The organism is Treponema porcinum, from assembly GCF_900167145.1.
Lineage (GTDB): Bacteria > Spirochaetota > Spirochaetia > Treponematales > Treponemataceae > Treponema_D > Treponema_D porcinum.
On sequence record NZ_FUWG01000019.1, the window covers coordinates 1 to 24,146 of the forward strand.

Below are 24,146 nucleotides of genomic sequence, written 5' to 3' on the forward strand. Positions count from 1 at the left end.
CACAATGATTTTTACCAGCAACAAGCAGCCGTCACAATGGAAACAGAACTTCAACGAGGACGATTCTCTGCTTTGTGCACTGGACAGAATCTTTGATGATGCCCTGATTTTCAACTTACGCGGTAACAGTTATCGCGGGAAGGATTGCGAGTCGTATTCCCTGACTACACTCAGGGGAAAAGCAACCAACGCCGAACTTCCAGCGGTAAAATAATCTAAGTTCGAAGAGACTGAGTTTCTGGTTATTTCTCTTGAACTAATTTTTGGTTTTTCTCGGTGGACTATCTGTGGCTATTTCAGGCGAGCTCTAATAACGATATAAGGAAAATGAATGTTACCGTTTATGATAAAGACGGAAAAATTATAGAAGGAAACGATACCTGGACATATACAAACGTTGATACGGCTGGCGGAATGAGCATAACTGCCGCACGCTATTTTACAAAGTCCGGACTGTCTGCGGCAGAACAGACTCTTCATAATAATTATATAAATATTTATGGAGAAGGATACACCGGCGACAAGATTTTTACCTGTACTGTTGAACTTGAGGATGCTGCGCAGGAATGGGTTGAGCCTGTGTATAAAACGGATCTGCAGCCGGAAAATATTGCACGCGGAAACGTTACAACCAGCCTGTGGCTTAACGATGATATTTATGAAGAACTGATGGGCGCAAACAGCGCGTATCAGCTTGAAGCCGGCGGAATAAAGAAAATATGGAACGGAACGGATGATGAGCCGGCTGTTCTTTCAATTTTGCAGGACAAACGGAAGGATACCGCTGAAACAAAGCTTGCATTCTCCCTGAACAAAAAAGCAGAGCCTACGTACAGCATAGGCGGTTACGATATGACAGGCGCTGATTTCAGCGGAAATTCTGCTGCAAAGAACGGAAAAATTACGTTTATGGCAAATGCCGGACGTAACGGCATACAGGTAGACCCGTCTACGTTTACGCTTTACCTTTTCGGACCGTTTGAACCGGCGTCTGTTGATGAATCATTTATCAACGGACTGTACAGTAAGCCGGCAGAAAAATATAACCAGTACCACAAGGAGCAGGACTCTCAGGCAGAAATTCTGTATTCCGGCGCAGATTATAAGAAAGGCTCTGTAGAGGCGTTTACGCAGACAGTTACGCTTCCAGAGTCGATTACAAACGGAAGCCGGTATATTTTTGCAGCTACAGGAAGCGATCTGGACGGTCTGACCCTTGAAACTTCTGAAGGAACATTTTACGGATTTACCGGAATAGCAGCAGGAACGCCGCCTCAGGTAACGATTTCTTTCCCTGATGATGATGCGGTAATAAAGAGTTCGGAAGGACTTTTCATTACGGGAACTGCATCAAGTACTGAATCAAAAATTAAAGAAATATCATACGAAATTACTGTCTATGATTACTTAAAGAAGGATTCCGGCGGAAACTATATTAAGGTGGGAACTGTAACCGGTTTTGCAGAGGCTGTAGAAAACACCAGATTTGGGGATGCTTCTGTAAAATATTCCTGCGATGTTTCAAAAGGAACGTTTGTATCTGCTGATAAAGATAAGTATCCGTCCGCAAATCCGTCTGCAGAATATGATAACAAAAAGGGGCAGATTTTTGTGTATGAAATTGTTGTTGTAGTACGCGATGATTCTGCTTCTGAGTCAAATGAAAAGCGCAGGATTTACCTTGATAACGCAAAGCCTGTTCCTTTGATTACGAATGTTGACCCTGTTGCAGAAAAGCAAAAAGATGAAAACGGTAATATTGTTGAAAAGAAAATCAACGGAACTGTTACTATAAGCGGAAAGGTTACAGAAAAGAACTTAAAGTCACTTGTTCTTACCGTAAAAGACAGCGCAGAAAAGACGGAAACTCATACCTATTCAGAAGCATCTTTTGAAGAGAAGATAGACACTACGCTGTTTAGTGACGGAGAAGTAGTGTTTACCCTTACGGCAGTGGATGAAGCAGGAAATGAATCTTCTGCTTCTGAAAAATACACCGTTGACCAGACTACCGATAAGCCTGTAATTAAATTCTCAAACGGAAAATCTACTGTTGACGGTGTGGATGATTTCAGCAAAGTTGTTAATGGGCAGAATATTTTTGGCGTTGAAAACAACAACAAGGCACTTTTTAGCTTTACTGACGACGATGGACTTGAAGAGATAAAGATTACCCTGTGTGATGAATATGGTGCAGGAATAAGTCTTGAAGAGAATAATGATTTTAACGTTCAAATTCAGGACGGCAGGAAGATTGCGGAAAATCCAGTGATATATACGCCAGATGGTTCTGCATCTTATTCTGTAAGTTACATTCTTCCTCAAAAAGAAGGAAAATATATCCTTGACATAGAAGTAATTGATGTTGAGTGTAAAAATGTCGGTGACCGTCAGGATGCAGAAACTGTAATGTCGTACAGAAAATCAACGGCAAAAAATTATATTGTTGTAAGCGAAAGCAATTTTGTTATGAAATTTGCAGACAGCAAGATTGTAAACGATGAGTGCGAAGTAAAACTTGAAGACACTACTGTTGAAGGTACGATTTCAGTTACAGATCTGGATAAAATAAAATCTATTGAGCGATATACAATAGTACAGAATGAATCAGGGGTATCTGAAAAGAAAGTTCTTTCGTTCTATAAAAAAGATGAGTCTGGTGGAATAACGGTTTCACTTCCTGAAAACAGCAGTAAAGTTCGATGGACAGAAACAATTTCTGCCGGTCAGCTTACCGAAGGAGAAAACCATTTCTATTATCTTGCTGAAGACGTTACTGGAAATCATAGTGAACTGGAACTTACGTGCTATGCAGATAATACTCCTCCGTCTGTCCGCCGTCATTCTGATACTGAAAAAATAGTTGATAAGTGGCTTAATTCACGAACACAGACATTGACTTATATTGTTCAGGATGCAGAAAATAATAGTTATGCAAGCGGCATTGATTCCGTAAAATATTCATTTAAAAACGGTGAGAGTACAACAGAAGGATATTTTGCACGCGGTGATTCTTGTGATAAAAACGGAAACACTAAAGCAGAAACAAAAGGCTGGATTTTATACAAAACGACATTTGACCTTCCGGAAGGAGAGGCAACTTCTGTAACGGTAACTGTTTCAGATAAAGTTGGAAATGAAAAAACAGATACTCCTGTATTTAAAATCGATACGAATACTCCGACTGTTACAGCTTCTTTTACTGATACTAGCGGACGACAGGTTTTTCAAAAGACAGAATCAATTTCTGTAGCTTTTGATTGTACAGATGTAACAAGCGGAATTAAGAAAGTAGAATTAGCCACAAATTCTAATATGCAAGGAGCTGTTTCTTTAACTGGGGATAAGATTGTTTCTCCATACAAGTATTCATTGAGCGGACTTTCTGACGGTACACATACAATTTATGTTCGTGCAACAGATAATGCAGGAAATAAATCTGAGGCTGTTTCGACAGGAGAAGTTATTGTTGACAGTACCGCTCCAAAAGTTGAAATAAAAACTCCTGTTTCCGGGGCAACTGTAAATAAGACGATTAGTTTTGCAGGAATGGTTACAGACAATAACCTCCCGGACGGTTCTGTGCCTGTTCTTTGGTATAACGACGGAACTAAATGGAAAGATGTTTCTGCTGTTTCAACGTCGCTTACTAATCAGGAATGGACGATTACAGGCGTTGATACAACTAAATTGTACAATAATGATACGGAGAATTCTGGTAAAACCTTTGACTTCCGCGTTGTATTTACTGATAAAGCCGGAAACAAAAATGCTTCTGTAGAGAATTCTCCTTATAAACTTACAATTGACCAGAATGCAGACAGACCTGAAATCAAGCTTACAAATATTAATACAACTGGAAGTTCAATCAGTTCAAATGTTGTGCAGGGCGTAATTTCCGATGATGACGGCGTTTCTACAAAAGACGGTGATTATGCTAAAATAAAACTGTATAGAATTGATTCAACAAAATATAATGAAACAACAAATTTAAAACCTGCTGATGGCAATGACTGGAAGTCAATTCCTGTAGAAGCTGGAACAGGTATCTGGAAAGCAGAAATTGATAAAGATTCAGAAGGGGAAGGTTCAAAGCACTGGTATTTCTATGTAATTGATGAAGCTGGCGGCGAATTCTGCACAAAAGCGGCATCTTCATTGGAAAGACCATATCTTACAGACGGTTCAAATGAAAAAACTGATAATCAGACTGGAGTAAGTTTCTTCTTTGACACATCTGCGCCGACTGTTAAGATTTCTTTAAGTGAAGACGGAATACACTACAGTACGACAAATACAATTTTTGGCGGAAGCAAGAATCTTTATGTTCGTGCGGAAGTAGAAGAAGCTGTCGGAATGTCAAAAACAGCACCGGCAGTTCTTTATATTGGTGGCGAAAAGAAAGAATTAGCTGCTTCTGTTCCTTCAAATGAAGAGAAAAAATACATATATAAATTCAATCCGATTGCATTATCAGGCTATCCGGCTGATAGACCTCTTTCAGTTTCCGTTACGGCAGAAGATTCTGCAGGAAATACAAACAAGGATATTCTGAACATAACGATTGATAAAGACGCTCCTACGGTAAAAATCATTTCTCCTACAACGGCGCTTTCTGATGCAGTTTCTTCATCTGTTTCCATAAAGGGAATCGTTCAGGACGATAAATCTTCGATTGCAAAACTTGAATATGTAATACCTTTAACAGGGGAAACATATTCAGAATCTGACGGAATTTGGAATAATATGTTGGTGACAAGTGCGGCATGGGAACTTGCATTTACATCTGGTTCAGAAGAATCTCCAGACAGTCTGCTCTATTATGTAAGTGCTGCAAATCTTGCGGTGAATAAATATGCTGTAAATGAAATTGAAACAGGTCTTGGTATTTATAAAGTTCCGGTTTATTTCCGTACTACAGACAGTGTTGGAAATGTTGCTGTGGATAAAACTCAATTTGTTTATGCTGACCCTAACGGCGGTAAGCCAAAAGCATGGATAAACGCGCCGGAGCAGGGAACTGTAACAAGCGGTACTGTAACGATTTATGGCGGTGCAAGCGACAATGTAAGTGTTTCTAAGGTTTGTGTTCAGATTGACGTAAACGGTGACGGTATAATTACTGAAGAAGATTATAATTTAATTAATGCAAACCCTGAAGAGTATATAGGTGAATATGTAAATGGGATGCTTGTTGCTTCAACTGCTGTAGGAAATGACTGGTATATCTTAGCCGGTGGAACAAGCAGCTGGAAATGCCCGATTGTAACAGATAGCATTGCAAAATATACTGGCACGACAGGAACAGAAATTGGTACTCAGACTGTAACAAACGGTAAAAAATATTTTGTTTCCCGCGTTCGTGCAATTGACGGTGATAATCTTACACGCTCTTATACAGATTATCACTGTATCACAATTGATGATACTGCACCTTGGTTTACGGATCTGGCAGTAGTTCAGTATGGTTCCGGCGTAACACCAGATGTAAATTCCATTCCAATTGTTGAGCGCGAATACATTTCCGGTATGTACATAAGCAATAATTCTGTAGAAGCAAACGGAAAGTGGTATCTTACAGGCTATGTAAAGAGTAATACGGAGATTAATTCTATTGAAGCAAATTCTCTTAGTTCAACTGGTACGGTTGTAATCGATTTGCCGGAAATCAGTAAAGGTGTTCATACTGTTCAAGATACAAACGAATCAGGTACAAAAGACGTATATAAACTTCTCATTCCGCTTGCTACTGATTCTTCAGGAATGATTTATTCTGAACTGAAATCTACAAATGGGGTTGGAACTGGTAATCAGACTGTTAAGATAAACATTGATTCGACTGCGCCAAGTTTGTATACAACAGCCGGTGCAGAATCAACAACAGGAACAGATGCCCTTCGTCTTAAGAGTCTTTCCAAGATGGTCGGAATCGATTTGTCCGCTAATTCTGTAATTGAAAACTCTGACGGTTACTTTACATTTGGAGACAATGTAATAGAAGCAGGTTCTGGTTTGCAGTTCATTGCATTCTATCTTCAGAATGAAATTGGAAATAAAGTTTATGATCCGATGCATAGCGCAAGCGGGACTGCAATTTCTGGAACTAAAACTGAAAATGCTCTTTATATAAACAGCGATAATCTTGCGGCATTCTATGTAACTGGGGCAACTCGTTCAACACCATACAGTCTTACACATTCTAGTGTAGATTCTACTCATGTACGGGTTGGTGGACTTGTAAAGATTGGTGGTTCTTATCACACAATCACAGATGTAGCTGGAACAACAGTAACCTTTACACCAGCAGCTTCTACTACCTTTGTAAATGCAGAACTTATTTACGCTCAGGTTGTGGATCACCAGATTACAGAATATTTTGATACAGCTTACGACTCAAATGATGATGCATATTACACTCTTATGAATGACGACGGTGACCAGATGTGCGAAACAATCACTCAGATTGGAACAACATATCAGTGGACGGCAAGCGTTGATTCAACAAACATTCCTGATGGAAAAACTTATATCCGCGTTGTTGCGATGGATAATGCAGGAAACCTTTCTTACGGTAAGATTAAATCAATTGTTGCAAATAACCGCCCGCGCATGACTAAGGTATTCATAGGTACAGACTTGAACTCAAGCGGAAATTACGATTTTGATGCCGATGAAGCTCCTGTAGTTTCTACGAACAGCCGTTATAGAACACCTAACGGAACATGTTATGGAGAGTTCAATTATTATACAGCTTACAATACCCGGACAGGACTTGGTCAGTCGGCAGTAACGCTTGCTTCAAATACATTCAAGGTTGTAAAAGGACTTTGCATTATTCCTGAATTTGTAGGCGGAAACGGAAGCCTTAAATACATTCTTGATAAAGATGATATAACGACAACTGCAAATAACACCGGAACTCTTACTGCAATGAAAAATAAGGATAATCTTAATGTCAGGCAGGTAGGTTCAATACCGATGTTCGGAACTGTAACAAGGGAAAATCCTGATGGAAATACAAACCCTGTTGCATACGGCGGAACAGATATAGGCGGAACAACTTACTATGATTTTGGTGGAGTTGAAATTTCGCAGAGTGATTTATCTGGAGTAACAAGCGTAAAACTTACTTTCTGGGATGAAACTGACAGCACTTCTGGTCCATCTACAAACGGACAGTGGGCAACTCTTGTAATTCCGTTCTCGAACATGGGTGAAGAAACAAATCCTCCTGTACCTGTAATCAAACCGTTCTACTGGAATGGAAGCGGCGATAACAGCGTCCTCATTAAGGAAGCCGGAGACAGTTCTGCAAGCATTAAGGGGCATATTGAACTTGAAGGTGCATTGCCAGATGACAGTGCATATACAAGCGGACTTCCAAAGGTTTCCGGAAAGATTAAGATTGAAGGAACTGTTACTGATAACGTCCTTGTAAAATCAATTTCAATGAATGTATTTGGTTCTTCAAAAACAGTTGCAACTTATTTAACCGGTATGTGGAGTCAATGTGATGACTTGCCTACAGGAGTTGTTTCATTTACTGCAGAAGATAAAGAACTCAGTCAGAACGGACATACTGTAAGTTATGTAGCTGTAATTGACACGGAGAAACTTAATGAAAGCGGATATCCTGTTGGTACGAACAAAACAATAACAATTAGCGCAATTGACTGGAATAAGAATACTTCAACACCTGGGAATACACAGACTGAAAGCAGTGCCCTTACTGACTGCTACAAGATGGACGTTGTGCCTTATGTAACGGAGATTGTAACACATTTAAGCAGTTTCTACGGAACGGCTCCAAGTGTTTATGCACGTACAGCCCTTGGTCATTATCCAGTTTACGAAGGAGAAACAATCCAGTTTGTAGGATATAACCTTGGAAGCGGAAAGGCAAAAGTCGTTATTCCGGGAATGGAAGCTGCCGGAACTGTACTTTCTGATTCAAACAGCGTTACTCTTACTTCTACAAGTGCAGGTAAAACAGGTGCAAGATCGGGCGTTATCAGCGTTAGCGTTAACAACATTCCTGCTTTGAATAACTTGAATGTTAATGACGCAAAGGGAAGTTATTCTGGTTCTGTAAGCGATGATGGTTACGCAAATGCTTATAACCGCCAGCCAAACGGCGTAAATAACAATGTTCTTACCGACGACCTTGCAATTGATGTATGGCAGTTTAAAGATGCTGCAAAACCTGTAAACGGTGGAGCAGAACGCGTAACGATGAAGATTAACCCTGTGAATGGAACTCCAGGTTTCAGTTATGCAAACTCTGTATTGTATTTCAGCATGCCGGGATATTCTTCGGACAACAATACGAATACGGATTCTTATGGTTGTGATAACGATACAATAAATGGAACATATACTTCTCAGATTCCGTTTGGAATGAACTACGGCGGATTCAGCCATAACTCATTTACGTTTGATAATCAGGGATATTCTTACGGAGCTGCCATGTGTACGGATACTCAGAGTGCTAAGGCTTCTGCATTCTTCCAGTTCTTTAGTAAGGAAACTCCAATCTTGTTTAACCATTACGACCAGAACATGAATTACTGTAACGAAGCTAATGCAAGCCGTCTTGATTCTTCTACAATGAATGTTGGTACAGATTCTTCTCAGAACTGGCAGTGCAACATTAACCGAATCCAGTCAATCAGTATGGAAACTTCCAATTCCAACGGAACTTCGGCAGCTACAAATTTAAGTCCTGTGTATGTATTCATGGCGTATTATGATGCAATTGTTAAGCAGGTTCGATTCCGATGGGGAACTGTAGGCGCTTATTCTGACTCGATTGACGGAAAGAAAAATAAATCAAGTAACGAATTTGATTCAAGAAAAGATAATTGTTATGGTCTGGATGATATCCATAAGTCAGAATACACAGGTTATGCAGAGGCTAAAAAATACGATGGACAAACTCGACCAAGTTCTCTCGCTGATTCATTTGTAAAGTACAGTAATACAAATAATAATGGGCTTCCAATTCAGGTAATAGCAGGAAGCGGTCTTTCTTACAGCGGAACGCATAACAGCATTTACGCAAAGAAAGATTATACTGCCGGTCAGTATGTTTCTCTTTCAATTCTTGGAAAGGACACTGCCTCTCCAACGGCTGTTGTATTCTGGTACGATGGTTCTAAACTTATGATGGCTTACAACACAAGCCCGACAACAACGAAAACATGGGTTTACAAAACTGTTGATACAGATGGAGGTCTGCATGTAAAATCTTGTGTTGACAGTGACGGCGGAATTCATCTTGCTTACTACACTGCAAATGGCGGTAACTTGAAATACGCTTACTTGAGCAGTGTTACGGAAACTCCTCAGATTGCTACTGTTGATGCAAACGGTGCTGTCGGTACAAAATGTACGATTGACGTTGCAAAGGTAGGCGGAAATCAGGTGCCTTATATCACATATCAGATGATTGGCGGTGTTTACACCTACAACGCAAAGATTGCATACAGGACGAACTTTGATTCAACCGTTCCTGCGGGTGCAGATTCAAAAGACATGTTTACAGGAGACTGGGAAGTTTCTGTAATTCCTACACAATCAACAAGTCTTTTAAATGACGACACAATCAATGTTGGCGTATGGCGTGACAGTTCAGGAAATGCAAAAGCGTTTACGTCAAATGATTACTGGAAGGCAAATGACAAGTGGTTTGCAGGAACCGATTCTGCTACGCTTGGTACTGTAGGCGGTGAAGATGCTGCAAACGGAGTCAGCAATGGAACCATGGATGTTGGTAACCCTTCGCTTATTTACGGTAACAACACTGCAAACCCAATCGTAGGTTACGGAGTTGAATCCGGTGCAATCGAAATGGCCCAGAAGAAATAAGCGTTAAAAACCAATGCGAGAGCATTGGTTTAGCTTATTCCTTGAAAACGGCCGTGCGAAGGCTGTGCCTGAGCCCAGAAGAAATAAGCTGGCGCAAAACAGCGGTAACAGCTTTTGGATGATGCGCTTTCATTCAGAGCCGTTTACTGTTGCGCGTGCTGTCTGGTGGCGGTAATTGTGCGGATTTCCGTTATAATTGCCGCCGGCTGATTTTATTGTAGCATTCCCGGCTTTTTTGCATTACATTTATGGTATGAGTAATATTCTTGATTATATTGTATGGCGGGGGGACCTTTCGTTTGAAGAGTCTGCGTTCAATGAAATTGATGCGCTTATCTTGTGCCAGATATCATATTTGAATTTTGACGGACTTCTTGCGGACGGCGATTTTTCCAAAAAAGTAACGCTTTCGGAACTTGCCGGACTGTTCAAAAAGTCCGCGGATTTTGAAAAACGTTGTGACACCGGGCTTCTTATAAACCGGCTTACCGTTAAGCTTATGTTCGATGCGGCTGCTTCACGAAGGTTCGGCGGAGTGGGCGTTACCGGTTACGTTTCAATAATCGACCTGAAAAATGAAGAACAGTTTTCCGCCGTTACGTATCTTCCGCAGGAAAAAATGAATTTCATTGCTTACCGCGGTACTGACGATACGATTGTCGGCTGGAAAGAAGATTTTAATCTTGCAATTCTTGATGAGGTTCCTGCCCAGAAAGACGCGGTAAAATATCTTGATAAGGCAATGTCCGTTCTAAAAGGTTCGTTCGTCGTTGGCGGTCATTCAAAAGGCGGAAATCTTGCCGTCTACGCCTGTTCCAAAGCCTGTGAAACTGAAAAAAAACGCATTGAGCTGATTTACAATATGGACGGTCCTGGATTTTCCGAAAAGAGGCTTCATTCGCAGGAATTCTATTCTGTAATTCCAAAAGTCCGTTCGTATTATCCGCATTTTTCGATTGTCGGAATGCTTTTTGATCACGCAGGTTCGTATTCCGTTGTAGAAAGCGACGAGTCCGGCATTATGCAGCACGATCCGTTTTCCTGGCATCTTCTTGGATGCCGTTACGTTGTGCTTGACGGCTTTGACGATACTTCAAGATTTTTTCACGATACGTTCAATACTTGGATAAGCCAGATGCCGCCGGAACAGCGTGAAACGTTCGTCGAAACTCTTTTCAGTATAATTCAGGCGACTGATGCACGTACGAATTCCGAGATTGAGCAGAATATCGTTGAAAATTCGGTAAAAATAATCAGGGCGATTCACGGTCTTGACCCGGAACTTAAAGACGGTCTTTACAAGACTCTGAAAATGCTGTTTCATATTGCGCATAAGCGCCTTCCGACTTTTGCAGAACTTTTTGAACGCAGTGAACTGCGTAACAATGCGCGTAATGCAGGAAGAAAAGTTCGCTCTGCTGCCGGAAAGATAAAGGAACGTGCCGGTTCAATTTCGCGCAGATAGCGTATCTGCGATTTTTTATAGAATTATACTCAGGAGGAAATTAAGATTATGGTAAATGAAATTGCACAGGTAAAGGTAAAAAATACTTTTCTGTCCCGTGTGTACGGCTGGATGACGCTTGCGCTTGTAATAAGCGGAGTGACGGCATTTCTTGCGGCAACAAACGAAACGATAATCCGGCTGACTATAGGCAATGGTTTTGGTTTTCTTATTCTTGCCGTTGCGGAACTTGCGCTTGTGTGGTGGCTTACTGCTTCCATTCATAAAATCAGCTCCGGTGCGGCATTTTTCGCATTTATTTTATATTCTGTCCTGAACGGCGTTACTCTTTCATCTATTTTTCTGGTTTATAAAATCGAATCTATTTTTATGGTGTTCTTTATTTCTGCCGGAATGTTCGCCGCTATGGCGGTTTACGGAACTGTAACAAAGTCCAGTCTAAGTTCATTCGGAAAATATTTTGCGATGGCGCTTGTCGGAATTATAATTGCTTCCTTAGTAAATTTCCTTCTGCGCTCTCCGATGCTCGACTGGTTTCTTTCAATTATAACGGTCGTTATTTTTACGGGTCTTACGGCTTATGATGCGCAGAAGATGCTTGCTGTAAGCCGTAACGTTTCTGACGACGAAATGTTCCGTAAGGCTTCCGTTATCGGCGCGCTTGACCTGTACCTTGATTTTATCAACATATTCCTTGCTATGCTGCGCCTTTTCGGACGCCGCAGGGATTAGAAGTGCTTTTTTAAGGAAATGCAGGAGGCTTTTTCATTGACCAAATCTTTTTATTTTATTACTATGACAAGACAATAAAAAAGATTCTTGCCGGTGATAAAAAGCCGTCTGTGGAGTTATTTATGAATACTATTGGTGTAATCCTGCTTGTTGCGTTTGTTATTGTATGTGTTCTTCTTGTTCTTCTTGTTCTTGTACAGGATGACGGTCAGAACGGAATGGGCGGACTATTAGGAGGACGCGGAACTGCTGCGTTCGGTTCTCATTCAGCAAGCGTTTTGACAAAAGCAACTGTCGTTCTTGTCGTACTGTTTTTTGTTCTGGCTGTACTGCTTGCCCTCATAAACAAGAAAGAAAAGCCTGCCGAGGATCTTGCTCCTGTAACAGCCGTTGAGTCTGTTTCTGAAGAAGCGCCTGCTTCTGATGCAGAAAGTTCCGTATGGTGGAATTCTGCGGAATCTGACGCGGCTTCTAACTAGAATATCCTTTGGGGTATTGGTAAATGATGTTCAGCAGTCTTTTAAAACCAGAGAATATTATTCTTGAGCTTGAAAGTTCAGAAAAAGACGTTCTTTTTGCTGAAATGGTTGAGAATATCGTTACAACTCATCCGTCCGTGAACAGAAGCGAAGCTCTGGCTGCCCTTACCGAGCGCGAGAACAAGATGAATACCTGTATAAAATCGGGCATTGCCGTTCCTCATGCGTCCTGTGCTTCCGTAACTTATCCTGTTGTTTCAATTGGTATAAGCAGGGGCGGTATTGACTATGAGGTGGAAGGCGGCGCGGCTCCTGATTCAAAGGAATCGCTTGTTCATCTTGTTATTATGATTCTTTTTGAGCAGGGGAATACGGAGCGTCATCTGCATATTCTTGCTGAATGTGCTCATATCCTTCAGACTCCTGCTTTTTATCAGACTGCGTTGACTGCCGGCTCTGCGTCGGAAATAATAGAAAAGTTAAGAAGAATCGAAGAAGTTTAGGAAAATTGCGGCATACTATTGAGGTGAAATATGGCGGAAGAAGAAGTTAATATCATTTCACATCTTCTGGAAGTTGAGCAGAATGCTTATCTTCAGGCAAAAACAGCTCAGGACGATGCTAATAAAATGCTGTCAGAGGCTAAAGCTAAGGCAGATTCTGAATATAAGGCTCAGTATGACGTTCTTGTTTCGGAACTTGAAAAAGACTATAAAACCCAGACTGAGCGTATTGCCGCTGAATATAAAAAGAATATAGACGATTATAAGAATTCCGTAGAAAAAACAGAACAGGATAAGCTGGCTTTTAATGCTTTCGTAAAGAAAGTTATTGAAGCATTATAGGAGCGCGAAGAATGGATAAGTCCGGAGCCGCCTCTTATGTGTATGCAAAAGCCTGCGGAATGCTTGGCAAGGCATACGTCGGTAAAAATGCAGTAAAACTGTTCAATGCAAAATCTCTTTCTGATTTATGGGCACTTATTTTTACAGAGCCTGTTCCTGTTGTTCCGGAAATGCTGCTTGCAAATCAAATTGAGTATGAGGCTGTAAAGCGTTTTGTGTCACAATACAGTCATCTTCTGGAAAATTACACTTCTCCAGACTCTTTTCCGGTGGAGCTGCTTCGTCGTTATGAAATAGAAAATCTTAAGGTTTTTGCAGCTTCTCTCAGTATGGGTGAAACTAAAGCACCCCGTATTGTTGATATAGGGAATTACAGCGTCCTTGACTACAGCGGATGGCCAGACCTTTCTAAAATTACAAAAGATTCTCCGTTTGAATGGTATAACGCAGTGCCGCGCATTGCGGAACGTCAGAAACTTGACTATGCGCTTGACCTTCAGGAAATAAAGAATTTGTGGAGCGCATTAAATCACGTAAGCGATGGAACTAAAGACGTTCTCGTTGATTTTTTCCGTGAGATTTATTCCATAAAAAATCTTCTTTGGGCGCTTCGGCTTCGCGTTTATTACAATTTCAAAAAAGAAGCTGTTGAAGAAAATCTGTTCTATGTAGGAGATGCTCCTTCAAAATCTGACCCTATCTGCGCCTATGCGTATGAAATTCTTGACTGGGATCTTGATTCGTTTCCTGTTTGGAGCAAATGGCGGTTTGCAGAATATCTTAACCGTCACGAAGAAGGCGAGGTCTGGAGCATTGCCCCTATGGTTGTAGAGCAGAATTTCCGCTATTTTGAAGCGGCAAAGACAAAAAAACTGTTCCATCAGTATCCTATGACGGACGTTACACTTGTAATGTTCTTCAGGATAAAGCAGCAGGAACTGGACTGCATTCGGGCTGCAACTGAACGCCTGCGCCTTAATGCAGATAAAAATGAAGCTATGTATGTTGCCGGAGTAAAACCTGATGCTCTGGAGCATGATATAGAGCGTTAAAAGTACATCACTGTAAACTGCGGTGTGCAATTTTCAAGGAAGGTTTAAGAATGGCAAGAACAACTCAGATGAGCCTGATAGAACTGATGACTCTTTCCGAAGATATTTCAAATGTCGTTGAATATCTTGGACGGAAGGGCAGTTTTCAGTTCCAGTCTAAGAAGCACGATTTTTCTGCTGATAAGGGCGTAAAGTCTGTTTCAAATTTTGACAGGGATTTCCTTGATAATCTTCAGAAAGCAAGGATTTTTCTTAATATAGATGATTTGGATTCTGACGTTCTTGTTTGTGCCAGGGCGAATGACAAAGACCGCGAAGAGGCTGCGCGCATCCTTAATGCAGTAAATGATTTGTCTGACAGATACCTTAAGCAGACTGACGAAGTTACGCGCGTAAAAAATGCCTATAAAGAAGCGATGGCGTTTGCCAATCTCAAAGTTCCTTATACGGAACTTGAACATTTGTCTTTTCTTTCGCTCCGCATAGGACGCATTCCTGCGGAAAATATAGACAACCTTAGGTTTGCGGTAGGAAATTCCGCCGTCATCATTCCTCTTGGAAATGACAGTTCCCGGATTATGGCCGCAACTTCCAAAAAAGGACGTTTTGCCCTTGATACGGAATTAAAGCGCTTTGGCTTTGTGAATATGGAAATTCCTAAGGATTTTGAGGGAATTCCTGAAGACGTTATCGAAAGTCTGAAAAATCAGGTAATCGAGTCAGAAGCGTTGCTCCGCCATCTTGACGAGGAACGTTCTAATTTTGCCGATACCCACACAGATTCAATTCACCACCTGCTTGCGGCGTTCTCTGTCGGTGCACAGGTTTTTGACATTCAGAACAGCCTTGAGTCTACTTCAATGGTTTACCGCCTCACAGGATGGATTCCGTCGCAGGAAACGGCTGTGTTTATGAAAGAACTTGATGAGCTTACGGAAGGGCGCATTGCAATCCGCGAGTATCTTCCTACTGAAGTTCCGTCTGTTATTGCCGGCGAAGAGCAGGTTCCTGTAAAGCTTAAGCACGGAAAATTTATTTCCAGTTTTGAGCGTATGATTTTCAGTTACGGTTCGCCGCTGTACGGAACGATTGACCCTACGCCGTTTGTTGCCGTGTTCTTTACGGTTCTGTTCGGCATTATGTTTGGTGACTGCGGACAGGGACTTGTGTTCCTTCTTATGGGAATATTGATGGCGGCAAAAGTGATAAAAGTCGGCGGCTGGAACAAGTTTGCGCCTATTTTTATGGCAATCGGCGTGTCCAGTTCGATTATGGGACTTATAACCGGCGAGTTCTTTACGAACGAAACTCTGCTTGAACCGTTTGCAATGTGGGTGACCGGGCTTTTCGGCGAGCCGCACGCTCCTATTCTGAAAGTTATGCCTTCTTCCGATCCTAATTCGGTAAAGGTAATTTTCGGCATATTTGGAATGACGATAGGTCTTGGATTTATCATCAATTCAATCGGTCTTGTAATAAACATCATTAATAAGATGACGCAGAAAAAGTGGGGAAGCGCACTGTTCGGTAAAATAGGTCTTGCCGGTACGGTGTTCTTCTGGTATGTCGTAATTTTTGCGCTGCGCGTTGCATTTTTCAAGCACGTGCCTTCTGCTGCGGACTGGGTAATTATCGGAATTACGCTGTTCTTTGCGGCATTCGGCGAACCGTTCGAGCGTCTTTTGAACGGTGAACGTCCTGTCATAGAAAACGGAATAGGCGCAATGGTTATCGGCGGAGTAGTCGAACTTATCGAGGTAATTTCAAATTATCTTTCAAGTTCAATCAGCTTTGTCCGTGTAGGCGCCTTTGCCCTTGCTCACGCCGTTCTTGGATTTATAATTCATATGATGGCAGAAAGGAGCGGTATTATAGGTGGTGCTCTGGTTATGATTATCGGAAATGCAGTTGTCGTCGTCCTTGAAGGAATGATTGTTGCAATTCAGGTAATCCGCCTTCAGTACTATGAATTCTTCAGCAAATTCTTTAATGAAACAGGAAGCGAGTTTAAGCCGCTTCAGTTCCATTATGGAAATAAATAAATTTGAAAAATATAAGAGGTATATTTTTATGAACAAGAAAATTTTTGTTTTGTCTGCATTGCTGCTTTGTTTCGGCATTCTGTCTGTTTCTGCCCAGACTTCTGAGGCGAACGCTGCCGAAGAAACTGCCGTTGAGGCTCAGGCTCCTGCAAAATCTTCTGCCGTAAAATATATTGCGGCAGCTCTTGCGGTTGGATTCGGTTGTATCGGCGGCGGTCTTGCCGTTGGAAAAATCGGTTCTGCTGCTATGGGCGCAATGAGCGAGAATGCTGAACTTTCCGGAAAGGCACTTCCGTTCGTAGGTCTTGCTGAAGGTATCTGTCTTTGGGGATTCCTTGTAGGACTTCTTATAATTGTATTGTAAGTTCAGGCATAGAAGTTGAAATTTTACATTATCGGTGACAGGGAAATGGTACTCGCATTCAGGCTTACTGGTATTTCAGGCACGGTTGCTGAAACGCGTCAGGAAGTGCTGGATGCTTTTAACCGGGTAACAGGAAAAGGCAGCGCGATTGCTGCTCCTGTTGACGAAGTGCCGAAGGTTCTTATTCTGACTGAAGCTGCTGCAGCCCAGATAGAGGAAGAAGAAGTTGAGTGGCAGAAGAAAGGTAAATATCCGCTGATTGTTGAAATTCCGTGCCTTGACGGGCACGTGAAGGGTAAGAAAACTCTTACGGAAGCAATCAGGGAAGCAATAGGCGTTCAGGTTTAAGATTTTTTACTTGAATTGAAAGTGAATGCTGTTTTTGCAGTCAAATCCGAGGTTTTTATATGAATGAATTACGCTCCACCGAAATTCTGGATAAAGAAATTCAGGCAGATGCCCGTAAGAAAGCCGAGCGCATTCTTGTATCTGCAAAGGCAGAATGTGAGTCTGTACTGAATTCCGTTCCGGCACGTATCGAGCAGGCAAAAAAAGAACGAATTTCAAAATATGATGAAAAAATCGCTGCGTTTGAGAACGATCAGAAAGCTGCTGTTCCTTTGGAAAAAGAACGCTTCCTTGTTTCTTTTATTCAGGAGTCAATAAACAAGGCGATTGACGAATATGTAGAGTCGCTGACGGAGGAAGAAAAGCTTTCGCTTGTTCTGAAGCAGCTTACGAAATATGAAAAAAATCTGAAGTCCGGGAAAGTGCGTGCGTTTGTGTACGGTTTTGACACTGCGCTCGTAAAAAAGGCACTTGAAAAAAGGCTTGAGCTTGTTTCCTGTGAAAAAACAGAATTCAATAAATTGATAGTTGAGAAGAGCTGCGGAAATTCCTGCAAAAAAGGAATTATTCTGGAAACTGAAGACAGGTCTGTAAGATGCCGCCTTACGTTTTCGGAACTGTTTTCGCAGATTCAGGATACGTACAGAAAAGAACTGTATGATGCATTGTTTGGCGGGAGGCTTGAAAAATAATGATAGAAGGTAAGATTACCCGTATTTCAGGTCCTATTGTTTTTGCCGAAGGGCTTGACGGCTGCGGTCTGTACGATGTTGTTGATGTAGGCGAAAAAAAACTTATCGGTGAAATTATCCGTCAGAATAAAGGCAAGGCTACGGTGCAGGTATACGAAGACGACACTGGTATGTGCGTCGGTGAAAAAATTGTGTGCCAGCAGCGTCCGCTTTCACTCCGGCTTGGACCGGGACTTGTAGGAACGATTTATGACGGAATTCAGCGTCCGCTTAAAACGATGGCTGAAAATTCCGGTGCATTTCTGCTTCCTGGCGAACGGACAGAACCGCTTGACGTTTCAAAAGTCTGGCATTTTGAGGCTCTTGACGGAATTGCACAGGGGAGTCCTATAAAGCCGGGACTTGCAATCGGAACTGTAAAAGAAACGGAGTCAATCACACAGAAAATTATGATTCCGCCGACAGTGCGCGGTCGCGTCCTTATGACTTTTAAGGGAAGCGGCGACTACACCGTTGATGATGTCATTGCAACGACGGAACTTGACGAAGAAATAAAGCTTTCCCAGTACTGGCCGGTTCGCCAGCCGCGTCCGTATACAGACAAGCTTGAAGTTTCAGAACCGCTGATTACAGGGCAGCGCGTTATAGACGTGTTCTTTCCGCTTTCTAAGGGCGGAACGGCTGCCATTCCAGGCGGATTTGGTACTGGAAAAACGATGACGCAGCACGCCGTTGCAAAATGGTGCGATGCAGATTTGATTGTATATATCGGCTGCGGCGAGCGCGGAAACGAAATGACGGAAGTTCTTACGGAATTCCCGGAACTTATTGACCCTCGCACAGGGCGTTCCATTATGGAGCGCACGATTTTGATTGCGAATACTTCCAATATGCCTGTTGCGGCGCGCGAAGTTTCGCTTTATTCGGGCATTACGCTTGCGGAATATTTCCGCGATATGGGTATGCACGTTGCCATTATGGCAGATTCAACGTCGCGCTGGGCAGAGGCGCTCCGCGAACTTTCCGGACGTATGGAAGAAATGCCTGCTGAAGAAGGATTCCCGGCGTATCTTCCGACGCGCCTTGCGTCTTTCTACGAGCGGGCAGGAAGAATTATCTCGCTGAACGGTCAGGAAGGTTCTGTTTCCGTCATCGGTGCGGTTTCTCCGCCGGGCGGCGACTTTTCCGAACCTGTTACGCAGCATACAAAACGTTTTATCCGCTGTTTCTGGGCTTTGAACCGGGAACTTGCAAATGCCCGCCATTATCCTGCAATCGGCTGGATTGATTCGTACTCTGAGTATGCAGCAGAAGTCCGCGAGTGGTGGGAAAATCATAATCCTGTGTGGTGGCAGGTTCGTACGGAAGCTCTTGAACTTTTGAAGAAAGAACAGCGTCTTGAACAGATTGTCAGACTTGTAGGTCCTGATGCACTTCCTGATTCTGACCGTCTGATTTTGAAAGTTTCAGAGATGATTAAGAACGGCTTTTTGCAGCAGAATGCGTTTGATGACATTGATATGTACTGTTCTTCCGAAAAGCAGATTATGATTCTTGAGCTTATGGTGAAGTTCTACAGGAAGGCGCTGAACGTCGTGAAAAACGGCTGCCCTCTTACAAAGATAAATTCGCTTTCCGTAAGCAATGATATTGTCCGCATAAAAATGGACATTCCGAATGACAAACTTGATAAAATTCAGGAGATTCAGCTCCGTATGGATACGCAGTTCAGCGAGCTTGAGTCTGTGTATAATAAGGCGGTTACATTATGAGAGGAATAGAATACCGTGGCGTTACGTCTGTTGACGGTCCGATTGTCGTAGTTCAGCGGACTGAAAACGTATTTTACAATGAAACTGTCTGTGTCCGAGACCGTCAGGGTGAAAAGCGGCTGGGGCGCGTTATTGATTTGAATGAAAAAGCATGCGTAGTCCAGATTTTTGGAAATACGACAGGAATTGACCTTGCGGAAAGTTCCGTTGAATTTCTGGAAAAGCCGCTTGAACTGCGCGTAGGAGAAGGTCTTCTCGGCCGTGTATTTAATGGTCTTGGAGAGCCGATTGACGGCTATCCTGAGATTATTTCTTCAAAGCGCATAAACGTAAACGGTAATCCGATAAATCCATATTCGCGTTCTTATCCGCGTGACTTTATCCAGACTGGAATTTCTGCCATAGATGGGATGAACTCTCTTGTTCGCGGTCAGAAACTTCCTATTTTTTCGGGAAACGGTCTTCCGCACAATAAACTTGCCGCGCAGATTATTCGTCAGGCAAAACTCCGTAACAGCGACGAACAGTTTGTTATGGTTTTTGCCGGAATGGGCATTAAATACGACGTTGCGCGCTTTTTCGTAAATACGTTCGAGGAGTCCGGCGTTCTTTCCAAGGTAGTAATGTTCCAGTCACTGGCAGATGCGCCTTCCATTGAGCGTATTATGACACCGCGCTGTGCACTTACGGCTGCCGAATATCTTGCGTTTGAAAAAGGAATGCATGTCCTTGTCGTTATGACTGATATGACAAACTACTGCGAGGCGCTTCGTGAAATTTCTACGACTCGCGGAGAAGTTCCGGGACGTAAAGGTTATCCGGGATATCTTTATTCCGACCTTGCAGAATTGTACGAGCGCGCAGGAAAAATAAAAGGCTCGGACGGTTCTATCACGCAAATTCCGATTCTTACAATGCCGAACGATGATATTTCTCATCCTATTCCTGACTTGACCGGCTACATCACCGAAGGTCAGATTGTTCTTGACCGTGAGATGGACAGCAAGGGAATTTATCCGCCTGTTTCCGGACTTCCGAGCCTTTCCCGCCTTATGAAAGACGGTATCGGCGACGGAATGACGCGCGAGGATCACGCGAACGTTTCAAGCCAGCTGTTTGCGGCATATTCCAAGGTAAAGTCAATCCGTAACCTTGCGTCTATTATAGGCGAGGAAGAACTTTCGGAACTTGACCAGCAGTATCTTAAATTCGGCGAACGGTTTGAAAATGAATTCCTTTCGCAGGGTGAATATGAGGACAGAACGATTGAGCAGACGCTTTCAATCGGCTGGAGCGTTCTTCGTGAACTTCCTGAATCCGAACTTTTCAGAATAAAATCTGAATATATAGAAAAATATCTGCACGAGTAGTCTATGGCAAAGTTGAATATCGCACCTACAAAGTCAAACCTTCTCTCTATGAAAGAACAGCTTTCAATCTCGCAGAACGGCTATGAACTTCTTGAGCAGAAGCGTGAAATCCTTGTTCAGGAACTTATGCATATGGTTGACAAAGTAAAGATGCTTGAGCGGGATATTGACAAGGTGACTGCCCGCGCATACCCTGCTTTTAAGCGTATGCTTATGGCAGACGGAAGCGATCAGGTAAAGCGTATTGCGCACGATATTCACTATGAATTTGAAATGCACGAAAAGCAGGTTGTAATCGGCGGAATGAGTTTTGCTTCTCTTGACGTGAAACTTCCTGAAAAGCAGCTGTTCTATTCTATGATTGGAACATACGCAAATACTGATGCTGTGATAGGGGAGTTTTTCGAACTTCTTTCGCTGCTTACTCAGATGGCATCAATCAGGACGATTGTGTGGCGTCTTGCAGAGGAAGTGAAGAAAACGCAGCGCAGGGTAAATGCCCTTGATAAAATGGTAATCCCTCAGACGCTTGAAACAAAGACATATATAGAAAATGTGCTTGAGGAAAAAGAAAGGGAAAATGTTTTTGTCCTGAAAGCACTGAAAAAGAGGAATGATTCTAAGGCGGAGGAATGATATATGGGGAAACCTTTTTTGAAGAAAATTCTGGTTGCCATTAACGGAACTCACAGTTCTGTTCTTGCAGCTATGTACGGAATTATACTGGCAAAGCAGTACCAGTTAAAAATGAAAGTTGTTTTTGTTGTTGATACGGCAACAATAAAATATCTTGCCAACTTTAAATTCCTTGTTTCTGACGAAAAGGATGCCTATAAGAACGACCTTAAGAAAGACGGACAGAACTATCTTGATTACGTTGTAAATCTTGCCCGTACAAAAGGCGTTAAGATTGAGCCGGAACTTCGGGAAGGTTCTGTAAGTTCGGAAGTTATAACTGCCGCCGATGAATTCGGTTCTGACCTTATTCTTGTCGGCGGTCACAACGATCCAGGTTCGTATATTCAGGGAAACCAGACAAAGAAAAGTTCTGCCGTAACTGTCCGTAATGAAATTGTAAATTATGCTCATTGCCCGGTGCTTGTAGTCCACAAGCAGGACGTTGAGGAACTTTTTAAGATTTCATAAAGGTTTCTTCCGTGATTAACTGCTATAAAATACTGGGCGTAAGGCAGGATGCAACTGCCGCTGAAATAAAGAAAGCGTATCGCCTTAAGGCAAAAGAATTTCATCCGGACACTTCACATTCTGCTGATTCTGAAAAATTCCGGCAGCTTGTTAAGGCGTATGAAATTCTGTCTGACTCAAGGCAGCGTTCGATTTTTGACGCTTCTTTTTTTTCGCAGTTTGATTTCCGCACAAAACCGAAAGACTCTTTTGACTATCACGAATGGCTTTCAAAGCGGACTGATTACGAGAGCCGCGCGAAACTTATTTTTTTTGATTTAATGCATCACCGTGAGGACGAAGCCGTAAGCGAATTCAAGCGTATGTGCGTAAATCACGTTGATTTTTCGCTAAAGCACTGGTTTTCGCGTGAAGATTTTATGGATTACGGCTATATTCTTGCGGAAGAACTTACGATTCGCGGCGAATACTACGACGCAATTATCCTTCTGGAACAGATTATCCGTATGGAGTACAGTTACAGCTACTTCCGGCTTTTTTTTCCTGAGGTGCTTGATTTTACGCTGTCTATTTTAAAACGGAATATAGATGGTTACATAAATGACGAGCTTGCTATTGATGTGTGGGAACGCGCACTTGATTTGGGATTTAAGGCTGAGGAGAATGCGTTTTTCCTAAGGAAAATGGCGCAGGCATATAAACGGATTGGCGATGTCCGCACGGCATCTATATGTATGGAGGAAGCTGCGCGTCTTTGTCCGCAGAAAAATCTTTCTTAGCGGAAGGCGCATTCCTTTGGTATATAATTTTTCGGGTGAATAAAAAGAGGTAATATATATGATACGTTTGAAGAACAGCGATGAAATCGACGGAATAAGAAAATCCTGTCATCTGCTTGCTGATATGTTCAATTATCTGCTGCCGCAGGTAAAAGCCGGAATGTCAACAAAAGACGTAGATGATTTGTGCAAGAATTTTATTGTGAGCCACGGCGGAAAGCCAGCCTGGTACCGGGAAAATTTTGCCGGTGCTGCTTGCATAAGCATAAACGAAGAGGTTATTCACGGAGTTCCGTCGCGGAAAAGAATTATAAAGAACGGAGACTTAGTTTCTATTGACGTAGGAATTGATCTTAACGGCTACATAAGCGATTCTACCCATTCAGTGCTTGTAGGAAACGTAAAGCCTGAGGTGCGGAAACTTGATCAGGTTGCACTTGAATGTCTTGCCGCAGGAATAGAAGCCTGTCGTGTAGGAAACAGAATAAGCGATATTGCGAATGCCGTGTACGAAATTGCAGACCGGCACGGTTACGGCGTTGTATACGACTATTGCGGACACGGAGTAGGTCTTGACGTTCACGAAGACCCTAGCGTTCCTAACTGTCCGTTCCGCGGTGCAAATCCGCGCATAAAGCCGGGAATGGTTCTTGCAATCGAACCGATGATAAATCTTGGCGTGCCGGACGTATACACCCTTGATGACGGCTGGACGGTAGTTACGGATGACGGATTGTGTTCTGCGCACGAGGAACATACTGTCGCTGTTTTCCCTGACCATACGGAAATTCTTACGGACTTGAACTACAAAAAATAACGTAAAGTTCATATCAGCGGAGGTTCTATGGAATTAACAGGTTTAAGATGGCATGATATAAAAGGCTGGGAAAAAGTGGTACTCTGGTTTGACGGAATCAGAGAGCCGGCGGAAGGTTCTAACTACTGGTGAAGAAGCCACTGCGTGAATGGCAGCCGCTTACTTCGGGTTTAAGATTAATCAAAGCCGACCGCCGTACGCCATAATGAGGCGTGGGGGCATTCCCCACGACCTCGGATAGGAGCACGGTATACCACTACCAGCGTTTACTCCTGATTCCATTTTATCATATAAGGGGTAAAAAATGGAACAGAAGAGATTTGTAGGTATCGACCTGGGGAAAAGGACTTATGAAATTAAGTTCATTCATTCGAAC

18 protein-coding genes are annotated in these 24,146 nt (G+C 42.5%); all 18 read left to right on the forward strand.

Annotated features, from left to right (window positions below; translation table 11 throughout):
* A partial coding sequence (locus tag B5D55_RS11930) for an ATP-binding protein (RefSeq protein WP_234975422.1) occupies positions 1-214 on the forward strand: 214 nt, incomplete at its 5' end.
* Positions 215-327: 113 nt separating this feature from the next.
* Positions 328-9,867 (forward strand): Ig-like domain-containing protein, encoded by a 9,540-nt coding sequence (locus tag B5D55_RS10940; protein WP_078934048.1) that lies wholly within the window; start codon positions 328-330, stop codon positions 9,865-9,867.
* A 253-nt stretch (positions 9,868-10,120) separates the two neighbouring features.
* The gene (locus B5D55_RS10945; RefSeq protein WP_143593352.1) at positions 10,121-11,332 is read left to right on the forward strand and encodes an Mbeg1-like protein; all 1,212 of its coding nucleotides are present in this window, start codon (positions 10,121-10,123) and stop codon (positions 11,330-11,332) included.
* A 48-nt stretch (positions 11,333-11,380) separates the two neighbouring features.
* On the forward strand, positions 11,381-12,064 hold the full coding sequence (locus B5D55_RS10950; protein WP_078934050.1) for a Bax inhibitor-1/YccA family protein: 684 nt from the start codon (positions 11,381-11,383) through the stop codon (positions 12,062-12,064).
* A gap of 122 nt (positions 12,065-12,186) precedes the next feature.
* Positions 12,187-12,543 carry a preprotein translocase subunit SecG gene (gene secG, locus B5D55_RS10955; RefSeq protein ID WP_078934051.1) on the forward strand — a complete coding sequence of 119 codons (357 nt, stop codon included), beginning with the start codon at positions 12,187-12,189 and terminating at the stop codon, positions 12,541-12,543.
* A gap of 23 nt (positions 12,544-12,566) precedes the next feature.
* Positions 12,567-13,046, forward strand: a complete 480-nt coding sequence (locus B5D55_RS10960; protein WP_078934052.1) for a PTS sugar transporter subunit IIA — start codon at positions 12,567-12,569, stop codon at positions 13,044-13,046.
* A 30-nt stretch (positions 13,047-13,076) separates the two neighbouring features.
* Positions 13,077-13,388: a hypothetical protein gene (locus tag B5D55_RS10965; protein WP_078934053.1), complete on the forward strand. Its 312-nt coding sequence runs from the start codon at positions 13,077-13,079 to the stop codon at positions 13,386-13,388.
* Positions 13,389-13,399: 11 nt separating this feature from the next.
* On the forward strand, positions 13,400-14,440 hold the full coding sequence (locus tag B5D55_RS10970; protein WP_078934054.1) for a V0D/AC39 family V-type ATPase subunit: 1,041 nt from the start codon (positions 13,400-13,402) through the stop codon (positions 14,438-14,440).
* 50 nt (positions 14,441-14,490) lie between these two features.
* Positions 14,491-16,482 (forward strand): V-type ATP synthase subunit I, encoded by a 1,992-nt coding sequence (locus B5D55_RS10975; RefSeq protein WP_078934055.1) that lies wholly within the window; start codon positions 14,491-14,493, stop codon positions 16,480-16,482.
* Between the two features lie 28 nt (positions 16,483-16,510).
* Positions 16,511-16,846: an ATP synthase subunit C gene (locus tag B5D55_RS10980; protein ID WP_078934064.1), complete on the forward strand. Its 336-nt coding sequence runs from the start codon at positions 16,511-16,513 to the stop codon at positions 16,844-16,846.
* 15 nt (positions 16,847-16,861) lie between these two features.
* Positions 16,862-17,194, forward strand: a complete 333-nt coding sequence (locus B5D55_RS10985; protein ID WP_078934056.1) for a V-type ATP synthase subunit F — start codon at positions 16,862-16,864, stop codon at positions 17,192-17,194.
* Positions 17,195-17,253: 59 nt separating this feature from the next.
* Positions 17,254-17,886: a V-type ATP synthase subunit E gene (locus B5D55_RS10990; protein ID WP_078934057.1), complete on the forward strand. Its 633-nt coding sequence runs from the start codon at positions 17,254-17,256 to the stop codon at positions 17,884-17,886.
* The gene (locus tag B5D55_RS10995) at positions 17,886-19,658 is read left to right on the forward strand and encodes a V-type ATP synthase subunit A (protein ID WP_078934058.1); all 1,773 of its coding nucleotides are present in this window, start codon (positions 17,886-17,888) and stop codon (positions 19,656-19,658) included. The genes B5D55_RS10990 and B5D55_RS10995 overlap by 1 nt, the downstream gene beginning before the upstream one ends.
* Complete coding sequence (locus B5D55_RS11000) at positions 19,655-21,028, forward strand: V-type ATP synthase subunit B (protein ID WP_078934059.1); 1,374 nt, start codon at positions 19,655-19,657, stop codon at positions 21,026-21,028. Before B5D55_RS10995 ends, B5D55_RS11000 begins: the two co-directional genes overlap by 4 nt.
* Positions 21,029-21,031: 3 nt before the next feature.
* Positions 21,032-21,664: a V-type ATP synthase subunit D gene (locus B5D55_RS11005; protein ID WP_078934060.1), complete on the forward strand. Its 633-nt coding sequence runs from the start codon at positions 21,032-21,034 to the stop codon at positions 21,662-21,664.
* A 3-nt stretch (positions 21,665-21,667) separates the two neighbouring features.
* Entirely contained in the window at positions 21,668-22,174 is a 507-nt protein-coding gene (locus tag B5D55_RS11010; protein ID WP_078934061.1) for a universal stress protein, read from the forward strand.
* 11 nt (positions 22,175-22,185) lie between these two features.
* Positions 22,186-22,953 carry a J domain-containing protein gene (locus tag B5D55_RS11015; RefSeq protein ID WP_078934062.1) on the forward strand — a complete coding sequence of 256 codons (768 nt, stop codon included), beginning with the start codon at positions 22,186-22,188 and terminating at the stop codon, positions 22,951-22,953.
* Positions 22,954-23,011: 58 nt separating this feature from the next.
* Entirely contained in the window at positions 23,012-23,770 is a 759-nt protein-coding gene (gene map / locus B5D55_RS11020) for a type I methionyl aminopeptidase (RefSeq protein WP_078934063.1), read from the forward strand.
* The last annotated feature ends 376 nt before the right edge of the window (positions 23,771-24,146 follow it).